Source organism: Pseudomonas sp. 18173, from assembly GCF_050432945.1.
Taxonomy (GTDB): domain Bacteria; phylum Pseudomonadota; class Gammaproteobacteria; order Pseudomonadales; family Pseudomonadaceae; genus Aquipseudomonas.
In genome coordinates this window covers 12,130-37,766 of sequence record NZ_JBKFTN010000010.1, presented here as the reverse complement: position 1 = coordinate 37,766, position 25,637 = coordinate 12,130, and the positions used below count along the sequence as shown (strand labels likewise).

Sequence of the window (25,637 nt, the reverse complement as noted above, 5' to 3'; positions counted from 1 at the left end):
CCAGTACAAGGGCGAGAAGTCTTGGCGAGCAATCCTCATGATGCTTGTGGCCGACCCTGAAAACGTCGGCAGTGGCCTTAAGGTTTTCGCCGCTTCTCTTCGTTGTGACGCTATTGCGTAGCAGTTATTCAACACGACTACATGCAACAGACGCAGGACCCCGCCCGATAAGGCGGTCGAACGCTGACGTCCTGGTTTCGGTGCCAGGGATCAACTAACCGATGGGCTACCTGTATTAGCGAATCAACTTTGAAAGATCACCAATTGGTCAAGGGGCTTTATGATGAATCTGAACAATCAACCAACTATCGATGAACTGGCTCGTATCTTCGCTGCAAAAAAAGACAGCCACGACAGCCATATTCTCTGGATCAGCAAGTGTGGCCAGGTGCATATCGACTGCCTGTCGCCGCACGCCCATGAAGCAGAGTTCGACCAGAACAACCAGAACCTGCTCGCCCGACTGAAGATGTACCGTCGCGGCCATGGCTATGTCGGCAAGAAAGCCGCAGCCGACAAGGACTTCATCGGTAATGTTCTGCAAACCCTGAAACAGGCCTGGGCCTCGATGCAGAATCAGAACGAAGTTCGGGTGATTGACCGGTTCTACTGATTGAAATGAGTCATTACTGACTTATAAATAAAAAGGGCCTGCTCCCAAAAAGAGCAGGCCTTTTTTTTGCCTCAAATTAAAGTTCAACAATATCCCTTGTGGAGTTCATGAAAAGTCACCACCCAACACCAGATCCACAAACGCCAGCGACGCCGCACTGTGGTAGTTGTTCTTGCGCCGAAGCAATGCGGCCCCGCGCTCGGGTGCTGCGCCCAGCATCGACAGTTTGCGCAATGCCCGATCCTGGGTGGCGATGGATTCCGGCAGGATCGTGGCAATGGCGCAATGCCGGATGACCTCCAGCAGCGTGTTGACCGAGTTCACTTCAATCGCCACTTTGGGCGTGATCTGCGCCCGGGCGAAATACTCGTCGATGCACGTGCGGGTGATGTAGTCCGGGGTCAGCAGCGCAAACTCAAGCTGCGCTACCTCTTCAGCGGACAACGGGTGCTGACGTTCGTAAAGCGGATGATCGCGCCCAACCATCAACCCCAGGGTTTCGGTAAAGGCCGGGATCGATTCGATGTCCGCGCTTCGCACCTGATCGAACGCAATGGCGATATCCAGCGAATCATCCGCCAGCCCGGCCTCGATCTCGTCCATCGACAACTCGAAAATCTCCAGGTGGATGTTCGGGTAACGCGCCACGTAGTCGCGCACCAGCGGCCCCACCAGATAGGCCATGAAGGTCGGCGTCATGGCCAGGCGCAAGGTCCCGCGGGACAAATCCTTCACGTCGTGCAACGCACGCTTGCCCGCTTCCAGCTCCACCAACACCCGTCGCGCGCATTGAATGTAAGCCTCGCCGGCATCGGTCGGCTTGACCGTGCGCGAGGTGCGGTCGAACAGGCTCACGCCCAGGGAGTCTTCCAGTTGGCGGATCTGCTGCGACAAGGTCGGCTGGGACACGTGCAGCACTTCGGCAGCGCGCGTGAAACCACCGTGGTCGGCCACCGCCAGCAGGTAACGCAAATGTCGAAGCAGCATGGGATTCTCCATCTATAGGCCGTGCTTATGGATCGCATTGTATATCGGTCTTGGACGCTATGGATTGATCGGCAGAAGATGGCTCCACACCCAAGCAACATCCCTTCCGATAGGAGAATCACCATGCAACAGTCCCATGCCTACAACGACCCAAGCCTGGCCCTGACCACTTCTGTCCTTGACGCCAAGGCGCGCAAAAACCTGTCGTGGCAGGACCTGGCCGACGGCACCGGATTGAGCCTGGCCTACGTCACCGCTGCCCTGCTCGGTCAGCACCCGCTGCCGGAAAGTGCCGCCAAGGTGGTCGGCGACAAACTCGAACTGGACGCCGACGCCGTGGCCCGGCTGCAGATCATCCCGCTGCGCGGCAGCCTCTCGGGAGTGCCGACCGACCCGACCATCTACCGCTTCTACGAAATGATCCAGATCTACGGCACCACCCTCAAGGCCCTGGTTCACGAGCAGTTCGGCGACGGCATCATCAGCGCGATCAACTTCAAGCTCGACATGAAGAAAGTCGAAGACCCGGAAGGTGGCTCCCGCGCCGTCATCACCCTGGACGGCAAGTTCCTGCCCCTGCGTCCTTTCTAAGTTGATAGCGGCCCGCACACCCCGTGCGGGTCGAACCCTGCCCAGCCATGAGGAAGCGATCATGAAAGCGCTCATCGACGGTTTCTTGAAGTTCCAGAAAGAAGCCTTTCCGCAACGCACCGACCTGTTCAAACACCTGGCCACCACCCAGCATCCAGGCACGCTGTTCATCACCTGTTCCGACAGCCGCGTCGTGCCGGAACTGCTGACCCAGCAAGAGCCCGGTGAACTGTTCGTGATCCGTAACGCCGGCAACATCGTGCCGTCCTACAGCCCGCATCCGGGTGGTGTATCGGCCACGGTCGAATACGCCGTCGCCGTGCTCGGCGTGACCGACATCGTGATCTGCGGCCATTCGGACTGCGGCGCCATGACGGCGGTGGCCAAATGCACATGCATGGACCACCTGCCCGCCGTCAGCGGCTGGCTGCAACACGCCGAGTCGGCGAAAGTGATCAACGAAGCCCGGCCACATGCCAGTGAAGCGGCCAAGGTCAGTTCGATGGTTCGGGAAAACGTCATCGCCCAACTGGCCAACATCCAGACGCACCCGAGCGTGCGCCTGGCCCAGGAAAAAGGCCTGTTGAACCTGCATGGCTGGGTGTACGACATCGAGACCGGTTCGATCGACGCGCTGGATGCCGACAGCCGAAGCTTCGTGTCGCTGGTCGAGCATCCAGGCACTTGTGCGGTATCGGCCAAAGCGATCAAGGCCGCCTGATCAGCACCGCCGATCGTTGAAGAAAGTGACCGCCCTTGCAGCGGTCACCGGTTGCGCCGGCTCAGCGTTTGACGCCCAGGTCGACCTGGGTCATACGGCTGCGAATGGTGAACACGCCATCACCCGAGAGAATCGCACTGCGAGCAAACAGGCGCCCGCTCTCCCAGTTCGAAAGACCCAGTTCCGGCTTGTTCAAGGCGTACTGGCCGTCGACCCAACGGGTGATGCCATTGCCGACAAAAGGCGCGTTGACCGCGTTGTAGAAGTGCTCCTGCGCCTGTGCATTGTCACTGATCAGCGACACCGTGAATTGCGGGCTGTAACGGTTGAACAAGGCAATGGCGCTGTCCAGGTCGTCAACGATTTTCAGGCTGACCTCCGGGGTTTCCTCCCACTCCCATTCACGACCCAATTGAGCTTCCGGCAACGGCTCGGCCTGCGCCTCGGTCTGATAGCCTTCGGCGCGGTACACCTTGACCGTTGCAGCCAGCCAGTCTTGCGGCAGGTGCGACTCGCTGCCTTCGACGATGTGCAGCTTGCAACCCTGGCCCCGTGCGGTGCCGGCCTGCGTGAGTGCGTCGAGGAACAGCGGCACCAGTTCAGCGGCGCGGTCGCGGTGAATCAGGCAGACGTTCAGGGTGTTGCAGACCTTGCGGTCCAGGGAGTTGCGCACCACCGCGGCAAAGCGTTGGGCGTCGGCATTGGCATCGGCGATCAGCCAGGCGCCACCGGTGCCGTGCAGGCTGACCGCCGTGCCGGCCTGCTGCGCGATGCTGCCCAACTGGCTGACGGCGCGTCCCGAACCGCGGGCCACCGCCAACGACAGGCGCCGGTCCGCGAACATCGCCCAACCGGCGGCGTGGTTGACACTTTCCACCAACGACACGGCACCGGCCGGCAAACCGGCATCGCTCAGCGCAGGGTTCAGCGCATGGGTGACAATCGCCTGGGCCGTGCCCAACGCATCACTGCCGATGCGCAGCACAGCGGTGTTGCCGGTGCGCAACACACCGGCGGCATCGGCAAACACATTCGGCCGGCCTTCGAAGACGAACGCGACGATGCCCAGCGGCGAAACCACTTGCTCGACTTTCCAGCCATCGTGTTCGACACAGCTGATCACCTTGCCACGGCTCGCCGCTGCATCACGCCAGGCGCGCAGGCCGGCGATCATATCGCGACGCATGCGCTCATCGGCCAGCAACCGGGTGGTTGAGCGACCGCGCGCCTTGGCCCGTTCGATGTCGGCCAGGTTGGCGGCTTCGATCAACGCCCAACATTCCGGGGTTTCCAGGCGTTGGGCAAACAGGTCGAAGAAGGCGCTGATCGCTTGATCGGACACCGCCGACAGCGCGCCAAACGCCGCTTCGGCACGCTCGATCGCGACGCTGGCCGCTTGCTGGTCCGCCACGGGGATCAGCAGCAACTCGCCGCTGACCTGCTCCACCAGCAGGTGGTCACCGGGCTGGAAGCGCTGCGCCAGTTCGGGGCTGACGACAGTGACACGGTTACCGGCGAAAGGGATGGGCGTGCCAGCGACTAGACGTTCGAGCGCAAGAGACATGAAGCGGTTACACCATGCAATGGGCGGCCGGAAAATGTATAGCAATTTCCCTGGAGCGTCACGTTTCCGGCTGGCGACCGGTGATCTCCTGTGGGAGCGGGCTTGCTCGCGAAGACGGTGTGTCAGGCACCATCAACGTAGCAGACACGCCGTCTTCGCGAGCAAGCCCGCTCCCACCCTGGTTGTGCACTGGATGAAAAATCCCGTGGTTACGTATCTCAATGTATACAGACGCGCCCCCGACACACCCCGCACGCAAAACCCCGCCACAGCGACACACCGCAGATACACCCCATTGCTGAAATACGCCTGCCGATTGGCCGCGCCGATCAAAGCGCTCAACTCAAGGGGCATACCGTTGCCCCGCCTCCCTGACCTGAAAGAGATCAACGTCCATGAGCACCTCCATTTCTTCGGCCGTCAAAGGCCTGCACCTGAACCTCGACCGTGCCGGCGACTGGGTTGCCCCCCTGGCGTTGCGGGTGTTCCTCGCCTGGGAATTCTTCGAGTCGGGCCTTGAGAAATTCAACGGCCAGAACTGGTTCGCCGATATCCAGTCGCGCTTTCCGTTTCCGTTCGACCACATTCCCGCGACGCTGAACTGGGAGCTGTCGATGTGGGCCGAACTGATCTTTTCCATGACCTTGCTGCTGGGCCTGGGCACGCGTTTTTCGGCGTTGAGCCTGATGGTGGTGACCCTCGTCGCCACCGCCGCCATCCATTGGCCTGCCGACTGGCACACCCTGAGTGAACTTGCCCAGGGCTATGCCATCAGCAACAAGGGTTACGGCAACTTCAAACTGCCATTGATCTACCTTGTGGCCTTCACGCCCCTGTTGCTGTCGGGTGCCGGCAAGCTCAGCATCGATGCGCTGCTGACCCGTTTCTTCTGGCGTCGCTGAAACCCGATCCGCAACGCGGACAAACAACAGGGGACTTCGATGAAGTCCCCTGTTTTTTTGCCTTGAAACTAACCAATCACTTCCTCCAGCCCGGTCTCTTCGACCAGCTTCGGATGCACGCTGCGTTCATGCACATGGGTGTGAGGTGTGCGGTCAATCAGCAGGCTCAGCAGTTCCGGACGGCTGTAGTGGCCGCGCGAATCCATCATGCGTTTGCGCTTGTCGATCAGGCTCATGTCGAGGTCGGCGATCACCTCGCCCTCACCTTCCAGCAACGAGCCCAGCACCGTGCCATCCGGGCTGATGATCGCGGTATAGCAACCGCCGGAGATCGGGCCGATGGCGCAACCGGTGTCGGCCATGATCTGCGCCTGTTGCTCGGGGTACAACCAGGCCGTGGAGTTGACCACGAAGCACGCGGCCTCCAGGGCATGCTGGCGAATGCTGACTTCCATTTGCGAGGTGAAAAGGGGACCGGCAAACGACCCCGGGTACATCGCCGCATGGATCTGCTCGCCATCGGCCATCAAGGCATAACGGGCCAGCGGGTTGTAATGCTCCCAGCAGGCCAATTGACCGATGCGCCCTACCGCGCTGTCGACGGCCCGCAGGCCGGAGCCGTCGCCCATGCCCCAGATCATGCGCTCGTGGTAGGTCGGGGAAATCTTGCGGCGACGCTGGATCAGCGCGCCGTCGGCATCGAACAGCAACTGCGTGTTGTACAGCGTGCCGCCATCGCGCTCGTTGACGCCAATGGACACGACCATGCCGGCTTGCCTGGCCGCAGCGCCGATGGCATCGGTGGCCGCCGAAGGCACAGTGACCGCCTGATCCAGCAGCTTGAGATGTTCGGCAGCCATTTCGAACGGCGACTGCACGTAGGAAAAGTATGGGTAGTACGGCACGACGGTTTCCGGGAATACAGCGAATTGCACGCCCTGTTCGCCGAGTTCGAGAATCTTCTGCACCACTTTGTCGACGGTGCCTTCTCGGCTGTAAAGAACGGGGCTGATTTGTACGGCGGCAGCTTTGACGAGGCTCATGGCGGTGATCTCATTGAGGGAAAGGTTTCAACGAGTTCAAGATTACGGCAATAATATAATGACCTGAATGTCGTATACACCACCTTTTAGGACATAGAGAAAATCAACCCCGACTGGCACGCTGAATCACCTGCGGCGGCTGTCCGAACGCACGAATAAAAGCCCGACGCATGCGTTCCCGATCACCAAAACCCGTGGCGGTCGCCACCGCATCGATGGAGTGCCGCCCGCTTTCCATCATCAACCGGGCCGACTCGACCCGCAGGTTTTCGATGGCCTTGGCCGGAGACTGGCCGGTTTCGGCATGAAACACCCGGCTGAATTGCCGGGGGCTGAGATTGGCCGCGCCGGCCAGTTCCTCGACCGTCAGCGCCGACTTGAGATGCTGCTTGGCATAGTTCAGCGCGGCCTGAATCCGATCGGTCCTGGGGGCCAGTTCCAGCATCACCGAAAACTGCGACTGCCCGCCGGAACGCCGGTGGTACACCACCAATTGCCGCGCCACCTTGCGGGCGACCTCGGCGCCCAGGTCCATCTCCACCAACGCCAATGCAAGGTCCACGCACGCGCTCATGCCCGCCGCCGTCCACAGGTGGCCATCATTGATGAAGATCCGGTCTTCCTCGACCTTCACGTTCGGGTACGCCTTGCGAAAGGCTGGCACGTGCGCCCAGTGGGTGGTTGCCCGCCGACCGTCGAGCAAACCGGCCTCCGCCAACGCATTCGCCCCCGTGCAAATAGAGCCCAGACGCCGGGTGCCGTGGCTGGCCCTGCGCAAAAACGCCAGCATGCCCGGCGTGGTCGGGCGGATCAGGTTGTCGCCCATGACCAGCAGCGTATCGAACGAGCGCTGGTCGAACGCTTCGGTCTGCACGGCAAAACCGGCGGACGTCTGCACCAGTCCACCCGGTTCGGACAGTAACGCAATGCTGTACAACGGCTCATCCGTGGCGCTGTTGGCCAACTCGAAGGCGGCACACATGGCCAGGCCGAGAACCTGAAAACCGGGGTAAACGATGAGTCCGATCTGGTGCATGGCGTCATGACCCTAAACGTGGCATGCCTGACATTCAGGCCAGAACCTGCACTCTAACCCGAACAGCCCGCAGCGCAAATCAGGGTGACGCCGACCGCCATCGCTAGCAGGCTCGCTCCCACCTGGAATTTCTGCGCTACACAAATCCCGTGTTCACAGAAAAACCTGTGGGAGCGAGCCTGCTCGCGAAGGGGCCATCACATCCAACAGCGCAAGTGGCCGCTGTCTGATGCAACGAGCTTAACGCTCGGAAACATCGATCCAGATCGTCTTGATCTCGGTGTACTGATCGTGCGCCCAGATCGACTTGTCACGCCCGCCAAACCCGGACTCCTTGTAACCGCCAAATGGCGTCGAGGCATCGCCTTCGCCGAAGCAGTTGACCGTTACCACGCCAGCGCGGATTTCACGCGACAGCTTGATGGCGTGGCGCAGGTTATCGGTATAGACCGAGGCCGCCAGGCCATACACCGAGTCATTGGCCAGGGCGATGGCTTCATCAATCGTGGTGAAGGTGGTCACGGCGAGTACCGGGCCGAAAATCTCCTCCTGGAACAGGCGACTATCCGCCGCTACGCCATCAAACACCGTTGGCTCGACAAAGATCTCGCCCTCGGTACGACCACCGAAAACAACCCGCAGATTTTCCACGCCGGCCTGCTCGAGATACGAGCGGACTTTCTCGAAGTGCGCCTGGCTGACCATGGAACCGATGCGGTTTTCCGGGTCCAGCGGGCTGCCCATTTTCCATTCGCGCAGTTGCACGCCAATGCGCTTGAGCAGCTCATCCTTGATGTCCGCATGGACAATCAGGCGTGACGACGCGGAGCAGTTTTCGCCCATGTTCCAGAACGCACCATTGACGACATGGCCCGCCACCAGGTCCAGGTCCTCCACATCGTCCATCACCACGGCCGGGTTCTTGCCACCGCACTCCAGGACGATGTGCTTGAGGTTCGAATCCGCCGCGTAGTTGAGGAACCGGCGACCGGTTGCGGTCGAGCCGGTAAAGCTGACCATCGACACATCCATGTGCCGGCCCAGTGGTTCGCCGACCTCCTTGCCGCCCCCCGACAACACGTTGAACACACCGGCCGGCACACCCGCCTCAAACGCCAGCTGCGCCACGCGCAATGCAGTCAGGGTGGTCTCCTTGGCCGGCTTGACGATGATCGAACAGCCAGCAGCCAGCGACGGGCCGATTTTCCAGGCCAGCATCAACAGCGGAAAATTCCACGGTAAAACCAGTCCGACGACACCGATGGCCTCGCGCACCACCAGGGTCAACGCGCCGGAGCCGACCGGTGCGGTGTTGTCGTAGATCTTGTCGATCAGCTCGGCATGCCAGCGGATCATATGGATGGTTTCGGGAATGTCCGTCAGTTGGCACTCGCGAATCGGCTTGCCGCTGTCCAGGCTTTCCATGACCGCGAGCTCATGGGCGTTGTGCTCCAGCAGATCGGCAAAGCGCAACAGCACTTTCTTGCGCTCGCCGGGACTGAGCTTGTGCCAGCGGCCGTCGTCAAAGGCTTGCTTGGCATTGGCGACCGCGACATCGACATCCCTGGCGTCGCAGGCCGTGACCTGGGCCAGCACTTGGTTGGTCGCCGGGTTGCTGGTGCTGAACGTCTGCCCGGAGACCGAGGTGTAGGCCTCGCCGTTGACGAAGGACAGGGTCGCAAAGGTCATTTTCCGGGCGATAGCGGCATATTCGGCCGCACTGAGTAGATCAGCCATGGTTCGAACTCCCGATCACTTGAGCGACATCACGCTTGAGGGTGCTGATGATGTCCTTCAGGGCCTGTTTTTCGTGTTCGTACAAAGGTTGCAACGGCGAACGCACACTGCCGGTGCGCAAGCCATTGAGCTCACAGCCGGCCTTGATCGACTGGACGAACTTGCCGCTTTCCAGGAAGTCCATCAGCGGCATGAACGCGCTCATGATCTTGCGGCCTTTGTCGAAGTCCTTTTCGATCACGCAGGCTTCGTACAGCGCAACGTGTTCGCGCGGAATGAAGTTCGAGCCGGCGCACACCCAGCTGCGAGCCCCCCAGGCGAAGAACTCCAGTGCCTGGTCGTCCCAGCCACAAGACAGGCTGATGTTCGGATAGTCACGTGCCAGGCGATGGACTTGTGCCATGTCGCCTGAGCTTTCCTTGATGGCCACGATGTTCTTCGATTCGGACACCGCCGCGAAATACGCCGGACCCATGCTGACGCCCATCCGTGCCGGGTAGTTGTAGAGCATGATCGGCAGGTCCGCGGCGCGGTCTACGGTCAACGCATGGATGGCGTTTTCCTTCTCGGTCGGCAACGCATAAGGCGGCGAGCCGACAAGAATGGCATCGGCCTTGATGGCGCGGGCAGCCTTGGCGTACTCGACGGAATCTTCGGTGCGGATCGCGCCGGTGCCGATCACCAGCGGCAGTCGCCCGCCAATGACGTCCTTCGCTTGAGCGGCGAGATCGATGCGCTCCTGCGAGGTATGGGCGTAGTACTCGCCGGTCGAACCGCCGATGATGATGCCGTGTACTTTCGACTCGATCAGGTGCTCCAGTACGTCAGCGAACGCGGCCTTGTCGATGTCCCCGTTTGCCGTCAAGGGAGTGATTGCCGGGGTGTAGATACCTTCGAACTTCATGATTGCCTCTCCATCAGTAAGGGTTTAATTGCTCAATGCCGCTGCATCGCGCAAGTTCAGCGAACGCGTTTCAGGTGCCATGGCCCACGCAGCCATCAGCCCGGTAAAGGTGACGATTGCCGCTACATACATCGTGCTGGCGATTCCCAGGGTCTGCAGCGAAACAGGCACCAGGTAAGTACCGATGGCCGCCCCGACGCGAGAAAGTGAGGTTCCGATTCCCACGGCAAATGCGCGTATTTCCGTGGGAAAGAGTTCATTCGGATAAACCAGTTGCAGAACTTGTGCGCCACCGATAAACACGGCGTAAGCACCGAAAAGAAACAGCACAAGCAGTTCGTTACTGTTGGAAAACATCGCCAGCAGCATTAACGACAGGCCAGACCATAGAAAACTGTGAATCAACATACTGCGGCGGCCAATGATATTGATCAGCCGGGTCGCCAGAATACAACCCACTACAAATAACAACGTAATGGCCATGGAACCGTAGGACGCCCACTCGCCTTTTAAATTCAAGGCCAGCAGAACTTTAGGCGCAAAGGCATAAACAGCGAATACCGGAATAATCGAACATGACCAGAACACTGAGACGAAGAACAAGCGTTTGCCGTAACCGGAACGCAGCAAGTCGCCGAATGTCATTTTCTTTTCGTCTGGCTGTTCCGGCAGATCCCGAAGCGAATAGTGCTGGCCATACACTCGCTTGATGACGCGTTCGGCCTCGGTGTCACGCCCTTTACTCAGCAGCCAACGCGCGGATTCCGGTGTGCCCATGCGCAATGCAAACAGCACCAGGCCAATGACCGAGGCGCTGGCCAGTGCGTATCGCCAAGCGTCATCGCCGCCGGCATCGAGGATGGCATTGCCCACGACATAGGCAAAGGCGGCACCGGCGAACCAGAGGATGGTCAGTGCCGCGAGCCTCGGCCCCCGTTGTTTCCGGGGCAGGAACTCCACCAGCAAGGCCGTGGCCACCGGATATTCGATCCCCACCGCCAAGCCGATAATGAACCTGAGGGCGAACAATGCCGGTGCGGACTCAACCCAGAACTGCGCCAGAGAACAAAGGATAAACAGCGATGGCCCGATAAAATAAACTTTCTTGCGCCCCAACCTGTCGGTCAGCCAGCCACCGGCAAAACCACCAAAGAACACCCCCATAAGTGCTGATGCTGCAATCATCCCCTGCCAGAACTCTGTCAGGTTCAGCGCCGAAGTTATTTGCAGCATGGCGATGCCGATAATACTCAGCACATAACCATCCACGAACGATCCGCCCCCGGAACGAAGGGTCAACAAGCGGTGAAAGTTGTTCAGCGGTATATCTTCAACAGATGCATTAGGACTTGTCATTATTGTCTCCTATTTCGCCTCGGCCATTTAATGGGCTGAAGTGCAAACCAAAATCCAGGCAAATGAATGCCGTCTCGCCAGGAAACAATCAGCCACATGGACTCGCCAATAGAACTGATATTCCCACCGATCATTTAAATTCGAACTTGCCTGTCCAGCGTGTTACTTGATCAGCTTTCCTTTCCTGCGCGGCATTGTCCCCACAGAAGATTCATGTTCACGCCCGCCGAAAGCAGGGGCTCGGGTGGGTTTCTGTTCGGCCCGGGGGACGACAACAGAAAATCGATCAGATGATTGCGCTTGCCCGCCAGCCAGTCTGCCAGCAGCGTGCCGGTCACGGTTCCCCGGGTGACACCCAGCCCGTTGCAACACAGCGCGCCATAGACGTTGCTGGACAGTTGCCCGAAGTGCGCCATGTGATTTCGCGACATCGCCAGCGACCCGCCCCAGGTGTACTCGAAGTCGACATCCGGAAGCATCGGGAAGCGGCGCTCGAACGATTCCTTATGCCGCTGGATAAAGCGCTGCAAGTACTTGGGGTGACTGCGGCCATCTGCGTTGAAACTGAAGCTGTTGCGCACCAGCAGACGGTTGTCGGTGGTCCGGCGCAACGTGGTGCCAAAAGGGTCGGCGGGAATCACACCCCAGTATGGCCTGCCCCCCAATCGTGCCTGCTCGTCTGCGGTCAGCGGCCGGGTCAGGCTCGCGTAGGTGAAGATCGGCAGCATGCGGCCCTTGAGAAAGCCGAAACTCATGGCGAAGGCGTTGTTGGTCAGCAGCAGTTTGTCCGCGACAATGCGACCGTACGCGTGGGTGAGCGTGGTTTTGTCGCCGTACTGCACCTCGGTAATCGGGGTGTTCTCATAAAGCGTCACGTTGGCCGGCAGACTATCGGCCAACCCTTTGACCAGCGCCGCCGGTTGTATGAGCGCGGTGCCGGGCGTAAACAGTGCCTTTCGATAGAAGTGCGTGCCGATGTGGCTCGGCAAGTCCTTTTCTTCGATGACCTCGTAGTCCTGACCGAGTTTGTCCAGCCCCCGGCGATAGGCATCGAGTACCGCGATGCCGCGGTCTTCGATCGCGGCCTGGTACTTGCCGCACAGGCGGAACTGACATTCGATCCGGTGCTTTTCGACAAGTCCCTTGAGCATGTACTGCCCGGCCAGGTTCAATTCCATGCTGGTTCTTGCCGTGGCGATATCGCCGATGTAGTCATCGGCACCGATATCGTGCGGCAGGTCGATGGCGAACCCGGCATTCCTGCCGGAAGCGCCGTAACCGACCTCCTGCGCCTCGATCAACACGATCTCGTCGTCAGGAAAATTCAGCGCCAACTGTCGCGCCGCCGCCAGCCCGGTAAACCCGGCGCCCAACACCACCCAGCGGGCCGAGCGGATGCCGGTGTGGGCCGGACGAGCCTTGCGCGGCGGGCTCAGGTGAAACCAGCCACAGGTTGAATCATCTGCCGGAGTGTTTTTGATCTTTGCCATTTTCGCGACCTGGGTTCTTTTATCGTTGTTAGTCCTGAAAGCTTTCCTTCTGCACGATCTCATCACGCCATGTTCAGTGTTTATGCAAAGGCATCGGTACGGCTAATCAGTAAGTCAGCGCCACGTCCAGACCTTCAGGAGCGGCATATTCGGACATCCTGCGACGCGACAGTTCGAGGTGCGCACGCACGATGTCCCCGGCCAGAACCGGATCGTTGTTTTCAATGGCACTGATCATTTCGTCGTGCTGGCGGGCCGCCACTTCCAGGTCTGCCTGCATGTCCGTCGTCGTGGGGTGGCGATAGAAAATCTTGCCCAGTCGCGCATGGTCGATCAGCAAGCGCTGCAGGCTCGGCATCAGATAGGCGTTATGCGCCATCTTGCCGATCTGCAGGTGGAATTCATCGTTGTAGAGCACGCGTTTTTCGACGTCCTTTTCCTCGATGGCGGTGCGGAAAAACGCCTGGATGCGCTTCAGCTCGGCAATTTCGGAAGGCGTTGCGTGGGTGGCCGCCAATTGCGTGGTGGCGATGTAAATCAGCGGCGCGGCGAGGAAGAAGCTGCGCAGCGACTGGTAGTTCATCGACGAAACCCGCGCAGCCCGGTTGGCTTCAAGGTCGATGTAACCCTCGGCCGCCATCTGCCGCATCAGCTCGCGCACCGGTGGGCGCGACAGGCCGAACTCGTCACACAGCGCCAATTCGTCGACAACGGCGCCAGGGGCCAGCTCCATGCTCAGGATCCGGCGCCGCAGCGTTTCCCCGAGTACGGCTTTACGGTCGACAGGCAATTCGGAGGACGCCTGCGGATCGAGTTCTTTTGTCGCCATTTTCAGAAACCTTCGTACGGGTGAGTGAGCACTGTCTACTACCTGTATTCGCACTATAAAACAACGTTATTCTTTGTGTCTACAATTAAAATACACAAAAGAAACAGCCTTTAACGGCAGGTGACAGAAGGCTGCCGGAACAAGAATCGAGAGGACAAACAGGGGCTCAGTCAGTTAAGCCGCGGAACCTGTGGGAGCGGGCTTGCTCGCGAAAGCGGTGTGTCAGGCAACATCAATGTTTACTGTTGCGCAGTCTTCGCGAGCAAGCCCGCTCCCACAGGAGTTTCGCTTGTCTGACTGGCATCAGGCATTCGCCCTGCTCTGTTTCGGCTGTAAAGTTCGATTGCGATGCCGGCATCCAGAGATGCCGGGCGTCGGTCAGCGGCCTACTTGACCAGCCTGGTTTCCCTGGACGGCCGATAGCCGAAATAAGAGCTGTAGCACTTGCTGAAGTGGCTGGGAGACACGAAACCACAGGCGACCGAGACTTCGACGATGGTCAGCGTGGTGTGCTGCAGCAAGCGTCGCGCTTCGGTGATGCGCAAGTCCATGTAGTAGCGCTGCGGCGTGGTGCCCAACTGCTCCTTGAACAGACGCTCGATCTGCCGGCGAGAGCGCCCTGCGTAAAGGCAGAGCGTCTCCATTTCCAGCGGTTCCTCCAGATTGGCGTCCATCAGGTTGACCACCTCCCTGAGCGGACCACAGACCGAGACATTCAGCGACGGCTTGATGCGCCGGTAGCGTGAAGCCTCAAACGCCAGAATGTCCTCGATGCCATCGGTCAGCGCCTTGTCGTACAGCCCCCTGATCCACTCCAGGGCCATATAGAACGTACCCGTCGGGCTCGACGCTGTCAGGCGGTCACGATCGACCACGTAGGCTTCGCTGGTCACCTGGGTCAGCTTGGCAATTTCCGCGAGTGCCGGGCGGTGCTCCGGGTGAATCGCACAGCGATAACCCTCGAGCAAGCCGGCGCGTCCGATGAACCACGCGCCGTTCCACACGCCAGCCAGGGTAACGCCCTGCTCCGCCGCGTCTTGCAGCAGGTTGATCAATGCTTCGTCGGCGTGCAGATGGGTGCGGTATCCGCCACAGACCACCAGCAGGTCCAGGTTCTGAATCTCGGCATGGCTCAGGCAGGCGTCGGGACGGATGACCAGCCCCAGATCGCTGATTACCTCGGCGTCCTTCAGGCCGAAGGTTTTCGTTGAAAACAACTCCGGCCGCAACAGGTTGGCCGTCACGACCGTATCCAGCGCCTGGGTAAAGGCCGGCAGCGAGAAATGCTCCAGCAACAGGAAACCTGCACGCGCCTGCAGAACGGGTTGGCCTTCATGCTCTTTGAGGAAGCGAAGGTTCTTGCCTTTCATCGCTCCACTGAACTGACGTCGCTCTACCAACGCTCGCCTCGCTTCGTCCTGTCGACGAACCTGTGAAATAACGCTTTGATACCTGTCACTCCCGACCTGGAAACCTGTATCCCCTGGCGCCGAACATTCGGCGTCTGCACTGTTTACGCAAGTTGAAAGCCTTGGGCAAGCCAGTCTTTCGCCCTCAGACCAGTTTGCGCGGGGAATGGCGCTGCAGCGCACCGCGGGACAAACGATCGAGCAGCAAGGCCACCGCCACGATCGCCAACCCGGCGCGAAGTCCCAGGCCCATCTCCATTCGGGTCAGGCCGCGGGTGACTTCCGCGCCAAGCCCGCCGGCGCCGACCAACCCCGCCAACACCACCATCGCCAGGGACAGCAGGATGCATTGGTTGAGCCCGACCAACAACGTCGGTGCGGCGGTGGGCAGTTCGATCTTCAACAGAATCGCGCGCGGCGAAGCGCCCAGCGCCTGTCCCAGTTCGAGCAGATCCTTGGGCAGCTGTTTGAACGCCAGCGTGGTCAAGCGCAGCATCGGCGGAATGCCGTACACGATGGTGGCGATGATCGCCGGCACGCGGCCGAGGCTGAACAACATCACCGCCGGGATCAGGTACACCCACGGCGGCACGGTTTGCATCACGTTGAGAATCGGCAGAAACGCCGCGTCGACCCGCTTGACCCGCGCCGCCAGCACGCCCAAGGGAAAGGCAATCGCCACCGAGATCAGCACCGATACCGAGACCAGGGCAATGGTCTGCATCGACGCCACCCACAACCCCGAGAACAGACAGAAGGCCAACATCAACCCGGCAAAAATCGCCACCCGCAGGTTGGCCATGAAGAACGCCAGGATGACCACCAGCCCGATCAACACATAAGCCGGTGGCGCCAGCAGCGCCGATTCGACGCCGCCCAGGCTGGTCTCGATCACTTTGCTGATCAGCACGAACAGGCCGTGCAAATTGGCGTTCAACCAATCGATGGCAGGGGCGAGAAACGCGCCGGGAGAGAAACGCATATCGAGGAGGCTCATTGGCTGTCTCCCATCCGCGACTGCGCCGCACTCTGTGCGAGCCGATCGAGGATCATGGTCAGAATGACGATGGCAATCGCCGCGTTGATCGACTTGGCGATATCAAGCGTGCGGATCGCACCGTAGATCGATTCACCCAGGCCGCCGGAGCCGACAATGCCGGCGATGACCACCATGCCGAAGGCCATCATCAGGCTCTGGTTGACCCCGGCCATGATGCTCGGCATGGCGAACGGCAGGCGAATCTTGAAGAACATCTGCAACCGGGTCACACCGCTGGCTTCACCCAGCTCGATGAACTCCTTGGGCGTCATGCGAATGCCCAGGGAAGTCAGCCGCAGCGCCGGCGGCACCGCCACGATGAACGTGGCCAGCAGCGCGGTCGCGGGGCCGTAGCCGAGCAGCGCAATGGCCGGCAGCAGATAGATGTAGGGCGGCATGGTCTGGACCAGGTCAAGGCAGGGGTCGACCACACGATCAAACGCCGGCGCCAGGCCCGCCAGTACGCCCAACGGCACCGCGACGATCAAGGCCAGCACCGTGGCGGTCAGCACCAGGGCCAGCGTGCTGACGGTCTCCGGCCACAGGCCGATCATGGCGCAGGCTAGCAATGCCAGGGTCGAGAGCACGGCAAAGCGAACTCCCACCATGCGCCAGCCGATCAGGCCGATGACGATGGCAATGACATAATACGGCGGATAAGCCAGGCACCACTGCACACCTTTGAAAACACCTTCCAGCACCGTATTGGCCGATTCGAACAGCCACTCGCCGTGATCGGAAAGCCACTCCAGGCCGGAGTCGACAACCGAGTCAAACTGCGCGGAAAAATCGGGCGTGCTCATGTCGAGGCCTCCAGGACGGTGGCCGCCTGTTCAGCCGCGATCTCATTCGGCAGCCCCTGCACGCCCCGCAGCAAATCCCGTGGCGTAATCACACCCACCACCACACCGTTTTTCACCACGGTGATGGCTTCCAGATTGGATTGCGTGGTCAGGCCGATCAGTTCGTCGATATCGGCTTCGGCCGAGGCCTTGGGCAATCGCGTGAGATCACAGGACGGATTGGCTGCCTGGAATGCCGCCACCGGGCTCATGACCGAATGGGCCTTGACCAGGTGCAAGCGGGAAATGCCGGCGACAAACTCGGCCACGTAATCGTCCGCCGGATTGAGGACAATCTCCTCGGCGGTGCCGACCTGGATGATCACCCCGTCCTTCATGATCGCGATGCGATCGCCGATGCGGATCGCCTCCTCCAGGTCGTGGGTAATGAATACCGCGGACTTGCCCAGGTCCTTGGTGAGTTGACGGAACTCGTCTTGCAGTTGCCGGCGGATCAACGGGTCCAGCGCGCTGAAGGGTTCATCCATGAGGATCACTTCAGGGTCGGCGGTAATCGCCCGCGCCAGGCCGACCCGCTGCTGCATGCCACCCGAAAGTTCACTGGGATAGCGCGAAGCCCAGTCGGTCAGGCCGACCTTGGCCAACGCCCGCTCCGCCACCTTGTAACGCTCGGCTTTGCCGACACCCTGCACTTCCAGGCCAAACGCGGTGTTCTCCAACACCGTACGATTGGGCAACAGGGCGACGCTCTGGAACACCATGCCGATGTTGCGTGCCCTGACTTCGCGCAATTGCGCGGGCGACAACGTCGACAGGTCGTGGCCCTTGACCAGCACCTTGCCGGCACTGGGCGTGATCAACTTGTTGAGCAGCCTGATAAGGGTGGACTTGCCACTGCCGGACAGCCCCATGATGCAAAAGATCTCTCCGCGACGAACCTGGAGACTGACATCAGACACCCCGACCACACAGCCAAAATCCTGCAGGATCCGGGTTTTGCTGAGTCCCTTTTGAACCACAGCATCCATCGCCGCCTTGGCGTTCTGACCGAAGACTTTCCAGACTGACTGGCAATCTACAAGTACTTCGTTAGTGTCTACTTTGACCGTATTCATGGTTAAGCCTATTGAACCAGTTTTACTGGTTTTTCTAATTGATCAAAACTCGGCAGTGGCATGACTGTAGGAGCGAGCTCGCTCGCGATGGGCGTTAACGATAACGCGGGTCGCCTGATTGAACGCGACGCCTGTGAATCCATCGCGAGCACGCAAGCTCCTACAGGATTATGGCTTCTTGATATTTTCCCAGCGCTTCAACAGGTCAGCATTTTTGGCTGTCCAGTCGTTGACCGCCTGCTCCATGCTTTTACCGTCCTTGACCTGGCCATTTATATTGGTGATATCACCCAGCGGAACATAAACGCTGGCCATCACTTCACGGGCATGGGGGTATTCTTCGGAAAAGCCTTTATGGCCAATCCAGTAGTAACCCTGTGGCGGCGGGAAAATGCCTTTTGGATCTTTCAGGAACTTCAGATCAAACTTTTGCGCCATCCAGGACGGTTCCCATACGGTGACGGCCACCCACTCCTTGCGATCGACTGCCGACTTCAGTGCGGCGGTCATGGCCGCGGTACTGCCTTCGAGCAGTTGCAGTTTGATGCCGTAATCTTTCACCGCCTTGGTTGCATCACTCATCAGCCCGGAGCCCGGCTCAATGCCGATGATTTTCCCGCCAAACTTCTCGGAGCTGTCATTCAGCTGCTCCAGGGAGTCGATGTCGACGTACTTGGGCACCGCAATCGCCTGGTAGAGGCCATAAGACACCGGCGACAGCTTTTCCAGGCGATTCTTGTTCTTGTTCCAGTAGTCCTGCGCGGCGTAGTCGGTTTGCGAGGCCAGGACCTGGATATCCCCTTTGGTCAGGGCTGCATAGGCGATGCCCCACTCGGAGAACTCAATGACCTTGACCGTGTAACCGGAGTCTTCGAGTACCTTTTTGGTAATGCCGGTGATGGGGGTCAAGTCTTCCCAGGACAGGGTGCCGACCGTGATGGTTTTTTCTTCGGCGTGAACAGGCAGTATGAACATGCCCATCATCACGACCGCGCAGACTGCCTTCCAAATCTTGTTCATGGCGTTCCTCGATCTACGTTAAAACTTGTTTTTATTAGCTTCCAAGCAAAGGAAGCCCGTGGTGTGAAACTTTTTGCCCACCCGCTAGTTCAGCTCTTATTGTCTGCCGACGCATATTCGAGTCGGCACTCAACTCTGTTCCGTATTGATCTTTAAACCACCATGATTGCAATCAATACTATTTAAGTAGAAAAGGCAGGTCTGCCTTCATTCCCTGGGGGGCGATAAACATTTCCATGTTTTCCCGGGAAAGTTCCCAGTGTTCAAACACCAGGTCGACCACTGCACTTTCATCGCGGTTCTCGATGGCCACGATAAAGGCATCGTGATGCTCGGCGGACAGTTGCAGGCGTTGCTCGGTGTCTTCATCGCGGGGGCGGAAAAACGTATGGCCGATGCGTGCATGATCGATCAGCAGTCTTTCCAGGCTCGGCTCCAGGTACTGATTGCCGGCCATCTCACCCATGATGGCGTGGAACCGATTGTTTTCCACGACCATCATCAAGGGGTCCCGCGATACCGTCGCCGCGCGGAAACGCTGCTGGGTTTGCTTCAAGTCAACCATCTGCCGAGCCTTGAAATTCTGCACGGCCAGGCGACCGATCGCGGCATAGACCATGGGCGCCACCAGGAAGAAGTTGCGCAGCGTCGAGTGGTTCATCGGAATCACCCGCGCTCCCCGGTTCTCCCGGATATCGATGTAGCCTTCGCCGGCCAGTCGGCGGAACACTTCTCGCACCGGCGTCCTGGAAAGACCGTAGCGTGCACTGATCGCCACTTCGTCCAGCGCTTCGTCCGGGTCCAGCTCCATGGTGAGGATCTGGCGCTTGAGGTCGTCATAAAGCGTGCTTTTGCCGTTTTTCACAACAGACCTCCAGAGTGGTCGAATCAGCGCTTATGGCTTGTTGTTGAATCCAGATTCGCACGGGTCCGAGGCATCGTCAATGCTTTGTATTTTTTATGTATACACAGTGAATACTGTAAGAATGCACATGTTATTTTAATAAAAACCTTATTAAACAGTATGTTATCTCTCCGCGCCGTGCCAGTACGGTCGTTAACAGGAATGTAATCTGTCGCGGATTGAACACCTCTGCGACCCGGCATCAAGGGCAATGGCGGTCTCGATAGTCCGTGTACGCCACCCTCAAGATCGCCTGCGACAGTCCTTCTTCATGATAAAAGCGCAACGCCACCACCTGACGAGCCGCCTCGCACCAACGCAGACCCGGGTCGATACTGCACAGGCCTTCCCCTTTGCCGAGGAAACAAACATGCCGCTGACTCTCTATTTCCATCCGCTCTCGTCGTTCTGCCACAAAGCGTTGATCGCTCTCTATGAACTGGAAATCGGGTTTGAAAAAAGGATCATCGACCTGGGCAACGCGGCTGACCGGGCCGAGCTGCAAGCACTGTGGCCACTGTGCAAATTTCCGGTGATCCGCGATCACGAGCGCCAACGGAACGTAGCCGAGTCAAGTGTGATCATCGAATACCTGGACCACCACCAGACCGGCAGCCTGCGCCTGATTCCTGAAGATTGGGATGCCGCGCTGGAAGTACGCCTGTGGGATCGTTTTTTCGACCTGCACGTCCAGGTGCCGATGCAGAGGATCGTCGCCGACCGAATGAACGCCAGCAACGGCGACCTGACCCGCGAACGTGCCGCGCTGGCAACGGCGTACGGCATGCTTGAACATCAGTTGAGTGCAAACACCTGGGCCGCCAGCCCGGCGTTCAGCATGGCCGACTGTGCCGCCGCCCCGGCGCTGTTCTATGCCAGCACCCTCGTGCCGTTTCCCGACGACCATCATCGCTTGAGGGCTTATTTCGACAGGTTGATCCAGAGGCCTTCGGTCAAGCGGGTGATCGACGAGGCGAGACCGTACTTTTCCATGTACCCGTTCGCCGAGGCCATTCCCCAACGGTTTAGGCAATGATGATCGGGAGCCGGAAACGAAAAATCCCCGTGACCCATCGAGCGATGGATCACGGGGATCGGTCAAGTGTGCTTGCGTCTGATCAGGCCGGAACGCCCAGGATGATGTGGGAGGCCTTGATCACGGCCGTGGCGCTGACGCCGGTTGCCAGCCCCAGCTCTGCCACGGCATCGCGGGTGACGATCGAATAGACCTTCGAACCGCCGGCCAGCTCGATGACCACCTCTGCGTTGACCGCACCATCGGTAACGCTCAGTACCTTGCCTTCCAGGCAATTACGCGCCGACAGGCGAATGTCGCTCGACTCGGTCATCAACATCACCCATGGCGCCTTGATCAGCGCGACGGCCTCTTTGCCGACGGCGATGCCCAGGCTCTTGATGCTTTCCATGGTGACGACGGCAACCAGTTGTTCGCCGCCCGCCAGGGTCAGAACCACTTCGGCGTTGACCGCGCCTGGCTGGACCTGGCTGACTTTGCCTTTGAATACGTTGCGTGCACTGACTTTCATGTGAGGCGTCCTTTTCTTGACTTTAAAGTTAGGAAACGGCGTGCATCATCAGTGTAAGCGCTGTGTAGAAGCAACTAAAATGCGGCTCTGGTTCAGTGACGAACGGCGAGATCAGCCCGCAAGGACTTCGAAAGGACACCCGCGAACCCTGGCTGGGCGCTGGCTGGCAAGAGAACATTCGGGATATGGATAACGACCACAAAAAACGCTAGATCGACGAATAATAACCGCCGACCGGGTGTTATCTGATTGCGCAGGAAGAAAATGGCAGGGGCGGCTGGATTCGAACCAACGCATGGCAGGATCAAAACCTGCTGCCTTACCGCTTGGCGACGCCCCTGTATCTGTTGCGATGAGTGCCTGGCACTCGCTTTCTTGAGTGGCAACAAGACCTGCTGCCGGCTTGCGCGAGAGGCTCCCTGAGGGCCTGTGCAAGAGTGCGCGCAATTTACCAACTTTTGCCGCGTCTGGGAAGCCCTAATAAAACATTTTGTTTTTTAAAACAGGTGCTTAGTGTTGAGGCGATTCCCGGCGAGTGGTCGGCACAGGTTCAGCCCGATCAGGTCTGCTACGCTTTTTATCGAACAGAATCGGGAATCGTTTGCCCAACACCCTCATCCTTACCCTTGCCATCTGAGGGCGCCAAATGTGAAAGGCAAATTACTGGGTACCGCAGTAACCCTCCTGGTGGTCGGGGCCGCGATTTATGGGTTGAACACCTGGGAACACATCCAGAGCCAGCGACAGGAAGCGGTCTGCAAGGCCGCCCGGGAGCATCTCAATGGCCTGGAAATCCAGGCGCGGGCGCTGGCCTCCGGGTTGACGGTCGAAGCCTATGCCGAAGCCGAAAAAGCCGAGGCCGGCCAGTTGGTCCTGGCACTCGATACCGCCAGGAATGCAGCCGAGGTCGATGCCGTCATCGACAAGCACGCTGCGGCCATCGAAGCGCAGATAACCGCCGAAGACGCAGAGGTCCATTCCCGGAGCGATCAACCCTTCCTCGGTCAGGAGCTCAAGAAACAGCGCATCCCCACTGACGTCAAACAGGAATTCAAACGAGCTGAAAAGGCCGTCGCCGAGACGTGCCAATAGTGTCGAACAACCGCTGCGGATTTGTCGCCAGCGTCTAGAGTTCAGTGAACACAGGTTGCAACCAGACTCCGCGTTTATAACAAGAAAACCACGAAAACGAGGATGCCCCGACTTTGAAAATATCAACCCTCTGCGCCATCGCGGGCCTGCTGGTGTCGGTCGCGGTGTCTGCCAACGGCGTCATTCCTGTTCTGGAGCTGGACTTCACGCGGTCTGCAACGGAAACCCTGAAAAAAATCGGTATCAACGACGCCTGCATCATCGGCGCTCCCAGCCCCGCAGCGTTCACCTACTGCCGGGAGGGATCGACGACACTCTGGAAGTATCAGGCACTGGACCTGGACCAGATGGCGGCGACGTACAGCAATGCCCAGCAGCCCTCGACGGTCTACCAACCCGTTTCTGTCCTGCAGTTCGAGAGCGCGGCCTGCGAACACGAGAACAGCCTGGCCGCCGCTAAAAAGCCGGCAACCACGCGCTGGCTGATCCTCGGCCTGATGGCCGTTTCCCTGCTGATCGGACTGGGTTACACCTGGCGGGCCATTCTGCAGCGCCGCAAAGACCCCACCGCCTATTCACAACCCCATGAGCACGCGCCGAGCGAATTCCAGGCCACTGCACAGACAAAAGCCCTGGCAGCCTTTGGCCTGGCAGTGGCCGTGGCATTCGTTTACTTCAAGTACACAGGGTTTTGAACAACAGGTGAGCGCGCCATTGCGGCACGCTCACCGGCCACTCAGTGCGGTGCGCGCGGGATGGTCTTGAGCAGGTCTTCGGGGCTGATGTGCCCCACTACGCTGCCCGGCTGCGGCATATCGAGGATGTGGCCCTTCATCTTGCCGATGATGTGCATCTCGCAAGGCTTGCAGTCGAACTTCAACGTCAGCACTTCATCACCGTGGATCAGTTGCATCGGCGCAACCTTGGTGCGCACGCCGGTCACGCCCTTGGCCTGTTTCGGGCACAGGTTGAAGGAGAAACGCAGGCAGTGCTTGGTGATCATCACCGGCACCTCGCCGGCTTCCTCGTGGGCCTCGTAGGCCGCGTCGATCAGCTTGACGCCATGGCGGTGATAGAAATCGCGGGCCTTCTGGTTGTAGACGTTGGCCAGGAACGACAGGTGCGACTCCGGGTACACCGGCGGCGGCGTGGTTTCGGCCTTGCGGCTGCCACGCGGGTGGGCGGCGATCCGCGCCTGGGTCAAGGCGTCGATCACTTCACGGCGCAAGGCCTTGAGCTGCGAGTTCGGGATGAAGTACGCCTGCGGCGCGTCCAGCTTGATGTCGATGGCGTGGTACTGGGTGGTGCCCAGTTGGCCGAGCAGATCCTGCAATTGCTCCAGCGCCTGTTCCGGCTTGTTGGCGGCACCGAACGGGCCGTCCAGGGTAACGCTGGCGTTGATGCCTTCTTCGCTGGTAGCGGTCAGCTCCAGCTGTTCTTCACGCAGGCGCGCCACCCAGCGCAGGGCCACGCGACGCTCGGCGGAGGTCTTTTGCAGCGCCTGTTGCCAGTTGTGATCGAGATTGCGATTGAGCGGATGGTTGGGGCGCAGCTTGTACATCCCTTCCGGCATTTCGTTGGGCTCGACGCGATAGCGATAACGCTTCTCGCCGTCCTCCTCGAACTCGCCTTTGGGTTCGGCGATGTTGGCGCGGAAACCCACCACTTCACGCTTGACCAGCACGTTGAGGCCGTCGCCGTTGGACAGCGGTTCGTGCGTCACGACCTGCATGTCACGCTTGGCGACTTTCTCGACCACACCCACCGGCAAACCGGTGAAGGTCGGCGAGTCAAAGGCGCCGATATCGATCTTGCGGTCGGTGACGAAGTAATCGGTGCTGCCACGGTGGAAGGTTTTTTCCGGGTCGGGCAGGAAGAAGTGCGCGGTGCGGCCGCTGGAAGCACGGGCCAGGTCCGGACGGTCTTCGAGCACGGCATCGAGGCGCTGGCGGTAGTAGGCGGTGATGTTCTTCACATAGCCCATGTCCTTGTAGCGGCCCTCGATCTTGAACGAACGCACGCCGGCCTCGACCAGTGCACGGATGTTGGCGCTCTGGTTGTTGTCCTTCATCGACAGCAGGTGCTTTTCGTAGGCGATCACGCCACCCTTTTCGTCCTTCAGGGTATATGGCAAACGGCAGGCCTGGGAGCAATCGCCACGGTTGGCGCTGCGCCCGGTTTGCGCGTGGGAAATGTTGCACTGGCCGGAAAACGCCACGCACAACGCGCCATGGATAAAGAACTCGATGGCCGCGTCGGTTTCGTCGGCGATGGCACGGATCTCTTTGAGGTTCAGCTCGCGGGCCAGCACCAGTTGCGAGAAACCGGCCTGATCAAGGAACTTCGCCCGCTCCAGCGTGCGGATGTCGGTCTGGGTACTGGCGTGCAGCTCGATCGGCGGAATGTCCAGCTCCATCACACCCAGGTCCTGGACGATCAGCGCATCGACGCCGGCGTCGTACAACTGGTGGATCAGCTGGCGGGCCGGCTCCAGTTCGTTGTCGTGCAGGATCGTGTTGATGGTGGTGAACACACGCGCATGGTAGCGACGGGCGAATTCCACCAATTGGGCGATCTCGCTCACTTCGTTGCAGGCGTTGTGGCGGGCGCCGAAGCTCGGGCCACCGATGTACACGGCATCGGCACCATGCAGGATTGCCTCGCGGGCGATGGCGACATCGCGGGCGGGGCTGAGCAATTCCAGGTGATGTTTGGGCAAAGACATAGTTTTTTAGTCAGGCTTGTCACGGTCGAGGCGTGCATTGTAGCGGCGAAACGCCTGACCGGCACCCGTGTGCTGCCAGGTGGTGTTTCGAGCAGGCCTGATATGCCTGAATCCCTGTAGGAGCGAGCTTGCTCGCGATGGTCGTCAACGATAACGCTGGCAACCTGATGCCCCGAGTCGCCCTCAGGTTCATCGCGAGCAAGCTCGCTC

Annotated in this window: 24 protein-coding genes and 1 tRNA gene; 7 read left to right on the top strand and 18 right to left on the bottom strand. The window is 59.7% G+C overall.

Going from position 1 to position 25,637, the window contains the following annotated elements:
• Positions 1–283 precede the first annotated feature (283 nt).
• Positions 284–613, top strand: coding sequence for a hypothetical protein (locus ACLD1X_RS13275; protein ID WP_429368245.1), 330 nt, complete (start codon positions 284–286; stop codon positions 611–613).
• Positions 614–718: 105 nt separating this feature from the next.
• Here ACLD1X_RS13275 and cynR read toward each other — a convergent pair whose 3' ends face one another.
• Positions 719–1,600, bottom strand: coding sequence for a transcriptional regulator CynR (gene cynR / locus ACLD1X_RS13270; RefSeq protein WP_429368243.1), 882 nt, complete (start codon positions 1,598–1,600; stop codon positions 719–721).
• A 123-nt stretch (positions 1,601–1,723) separates the two neighbouring features.
• Between cynR and cynS the strand changes: the two genes are divergently transcribed.
• Complete coding sequence (gene cynS, locus ACLD1X_RS13265; protein WP_007971791.1) at positions 1,724–2,191, top strand: cyanase; 468 nt, start codon at positions 1,724–1,726, stop codon at positions 2,189–2,191.
• Between the two features lie 61 nt (positions 2,192–2,252).
• Complete coding sequence (locus tag ACLD1X_RS13260; RefSeq protein ID WP_095967594.1) at positions 2,253–2,912, top strand: carbonic anhydrase; 660 nt, start codon at positions 2,253–2,255, stop codon at positions 2,910–2,912.
• A 61-nt stretch (positions 2,913–2,973) separates the two neighbouring features.
• Here the strand turns inward: ACLD1X_RS13260 and ACLD1X_RS13255 are convergent, their stop codons facing one another.
• Complete coding sequence (locus ACLD1X_RS13255) at positions 2,974–4,476, bottom strand: aldehyde dehydrogenase family protein (protein ID WP_429368240.1); 1,503 nt, start codon at positions 4,474–4,476, stop codon at positions 2,974–2,976.
• A gap of 395 nt (positions 4,477–4,871) precedes the next feature.
• Between ACLD1X_RS13255 and ACLD1X_RS13250 the strand changes: the two genes are divergently transcribed.
• Positions 4,872–5,378, top strand: a complete 507-nt coding sequence (locus ACLD1X_RS13250) for an HvfX family Cu-binding RiPP maturation protein (RefSeq protein ID WP_429368238.1) — start codon at positions 4,872–4,874, stop codon at positions 5,376–5,378.
• Between the two features lie 68 nt (positions 5,379–5,446).
• On the opposite strand, the gene ACLD1X_RS13245 is transcribed toward ACLD1X_RS13250, so the two are convergent.
• The 13 genes from ACLD1X_RS13245 to ACLD1X_RS13185 form a co-directional block, all read right to left on the bottom strand.
• Positions 5,447–6,421, bottom strand: coding sequence for a nitrilase-related carbon-nitrogen hydrolase (locus ACLD1X_RS13245; protein WP_429368237.1), 975 nt, complete (start codon positions 6,419–6,421; stop codon positions 5,447–5,449).
• Positions 6,422–6,524: 103 nt separating this feature from the next.
• A complete protein-coding gene (locus tag ACLD1X_RS13240) occupies positions 6,525–7,457 on the bottom strand; it encodes a GlxA family transcriptional regulator (RefSeq protein WP_429368236.1) in 933 nt (310 codons plus the stop codon).
• A gap of 240 nt (positions 7,458–7,697) precedes the next feature.
• Complete coding sequence (locus ACLD1X_RS13235; RefSeq protein ID WP_429368234.1) at positions 7,698–9,194, bottom strand: aldehyde dehydrogenase; 1,497 nt, start codon at positions 9,192–9,194, stop codon at positions 7,698–7,700.
• Positions 9,187–10,098: a dihydrodipicolinate synthase family protein gene (locus ACLD1X_RS13230; protein WP_429368232.1), complete on the bottom strand. Its 912-nt coding sequence runs from the start codon at positions 10,096–10,098 to the stop codon at positions 9,187–9,189. The genes ACLD1X_RS13235 and ACLD1X_RS13230 overlap by 8 nt, the downstream gene beginning before the upstream one ends.
• A 24-nt stretch (positions 10,099–10,122) precedes the next feature.
• Positions 10,123–11,454, bottom strand: coding sequence for an MFS transporter (locus ACLD1X_RS13225; protein ID WP_429368230.1), 1,332 nt, complete (start codon positions 11,452–11,454; stop codon positions 10,123–10,125).
• A 170-nt stretch (positions 11,455–11,624) separates the two neighbouring features.
• A complete protein-coding gene (locus ACLD1X_RS13220; RefSeq protein WP_429368228.1) occupies positions 11,625–12,944 on the bottom strand; it encodes an NAD(P)/FAD-dependent oxidoreductase in 1,320 nt (439 codons plus the stop codon).
• Positions 12,945–13,050: 106 nt separating this feature from the next.
• A complete protein-coding gene (locus tag ACLD1X_RS13215) occupies positions 13,051–13,773 on the bottom strand; it encodes a GntR family transcriptional regulator (protein WP_429368226.1) in 723 nt (240 codons plus the stop codon).
• Positions 13,774–14,159: 386 nt separating this feature from the next.
• Positions 14,160–15,173 (bottom strand): GlxA family transcriptional regulator, encoded by a 1,014-nt coding sequence (locus tag ACLD1X_RS13210; RefSeq protein ID WP_429368224.1) that lies wholly within the window; start codon positions 15,171–15,173, stop codon positions 14,160–14,162.
• A 154-nt stretch (positions 15,174–15,327) separates the two neighbouring features.
• A complete protein-coding gene (locus tag ACLD1X_RS13205; RefSeq protein ID WP_429368222.1) occupies positions 15,328–16,179 on the bottom strand; it encodes an ABC transporter permease in 852 nt (283 codons plus the stop codon).
• Entirely contained in the window at positions 16,176–17,024 is an 849-nt protein-coding gene (locus ACLD1X_RS13200; RefSeq protein WP_429368220.1) for an ABC transporter permease, read from the bottom strand. Before ACLD1X_RS13200 ends, ACLD1X_RS13205 begins: the two co-directional genes overlap by 4 nt.
• On the bottom strand, positions 17,021–18,139 hold the full coding sequence (locus tag ACLD1X_RS13195; protein ID WP_429368218.1) for a quaternary amine ABC transporter ATP-binding protein: 1,119 nt from the start codon (positions 18,137–18,139) through the stop codon (positions 17,021–17,023). Before ACLD1X_RS13195 ends, ACLD1X_RS13200 begins: the two co-directional genes overlap by 4 nt.
• Before the next feature lie 168 nt (positions 18,140–18,307).
• Entirely contained in the window at positions 18,308–19,159 is an 852-nt protein-coding gene (locus ACLD1X_RS13190) for a glycine betaine ABC transporter substrate-binding protein (RefSeq protein ID WP_429368216.1), read from the bottom strand.
• Positions 19,160–19,337: 178 nt separating this feature from the next.
• The gene (locus ACLD1X_RS13185) at positions 19,338–20,024 is read right to left on the bottom strand and encodes a GntR family transcriptional regulator (RefSeq protein WP_429368214.1); all 687 of its coding nucleotides are present in this window, start codon (positions 20,022–20,024) and stop codon (positions 19,338–19,340) included.
• Between the two features lie 409 nt (positions 20,025–20,433).
• On the opposite strand from ACLD1X_RS13185, the gene ACLD1X_RS13180 reads away from it, so the two are divergent.
• Positions 20,434–21,099, top strand: coding sequence for a glutathione S-transferase family protein (locus ACLD1X_RS13180; RefSeq protein WP_429368212.1), 666 nt, complete (start codon positions 20,434–20,436; stop codon positions 21,097–21,099).
• A gap of 82 nt (positions 21,100–21,181) precedes the next feature.
• Here the strand turns inward: ACLD1X_RS13180 and ACLD1X_RS13175 are convergent, their stop codons facing one another.
• The gene (locus tag ACLD1X_RS13175) at positions 21,182–21,610 is read right to left on the bottom strand and encodes a TOBE domain-containing protein (RefSeq protein ID WP_008021531.1); all 429 of its coding nucleotides are present in this window, start codon (positions 21,608–21,610) and stop codon (positions 21,182–21,184) included.
• 265 nt (positions 21,611–21,875) lie between these two features.
• Positions 21,876–21,950 (bottom strand) — tRNA-Gln (locus ACLD1X_RS13170).
• A 323-nt stretch (positions 21,951–22,273) separates the two neighbouring features.
• Between ACLD1X_RS13170 and ACLD1X_RS13165 the strand changes: the two genes are divergently transcribed.
• Positions 22,274–22,702, top strand: a complete 429-nt coding sequence (locus ACLD1X_RS13165) for a hypothetical protein (protein ID WP_429368499.1) — start codon at positions 22,274–22,276, stop codon at positions 22,700–22,702.
• A gap of 113 nt (positions 22,703–22,815) precedes the next feature.
• Positions 22,816–23,397: a hypothetical protein gene (locus ACLD1X_RS13160; RefSeq protein WP_429368210.1), complete on the top strand. Its 582-nt coding sequence runs from the start codon at positions 22,816–22,818 to the stop codon at positions 23,395–23,397.
• 41 nt (positions 23,398–23,438) lie between these two features.
• Here the strand turns inward: ACLD1X_RS13160 and ACLD1X_RS13155 are convergent, their stop codons facing one another.
• Positions 23,439–25,427, bottom strand: coding sequence for a peptidase U32 family protein (locus ACLD1X_RS13155; protein ID WP_429368208.1), 1,989 nt, complete (start codon positions 25,425–25,427; stop codon positions 23,439–23,441).
• Positions 25,428–25,637: the final 210 nt, after the last annotated feature.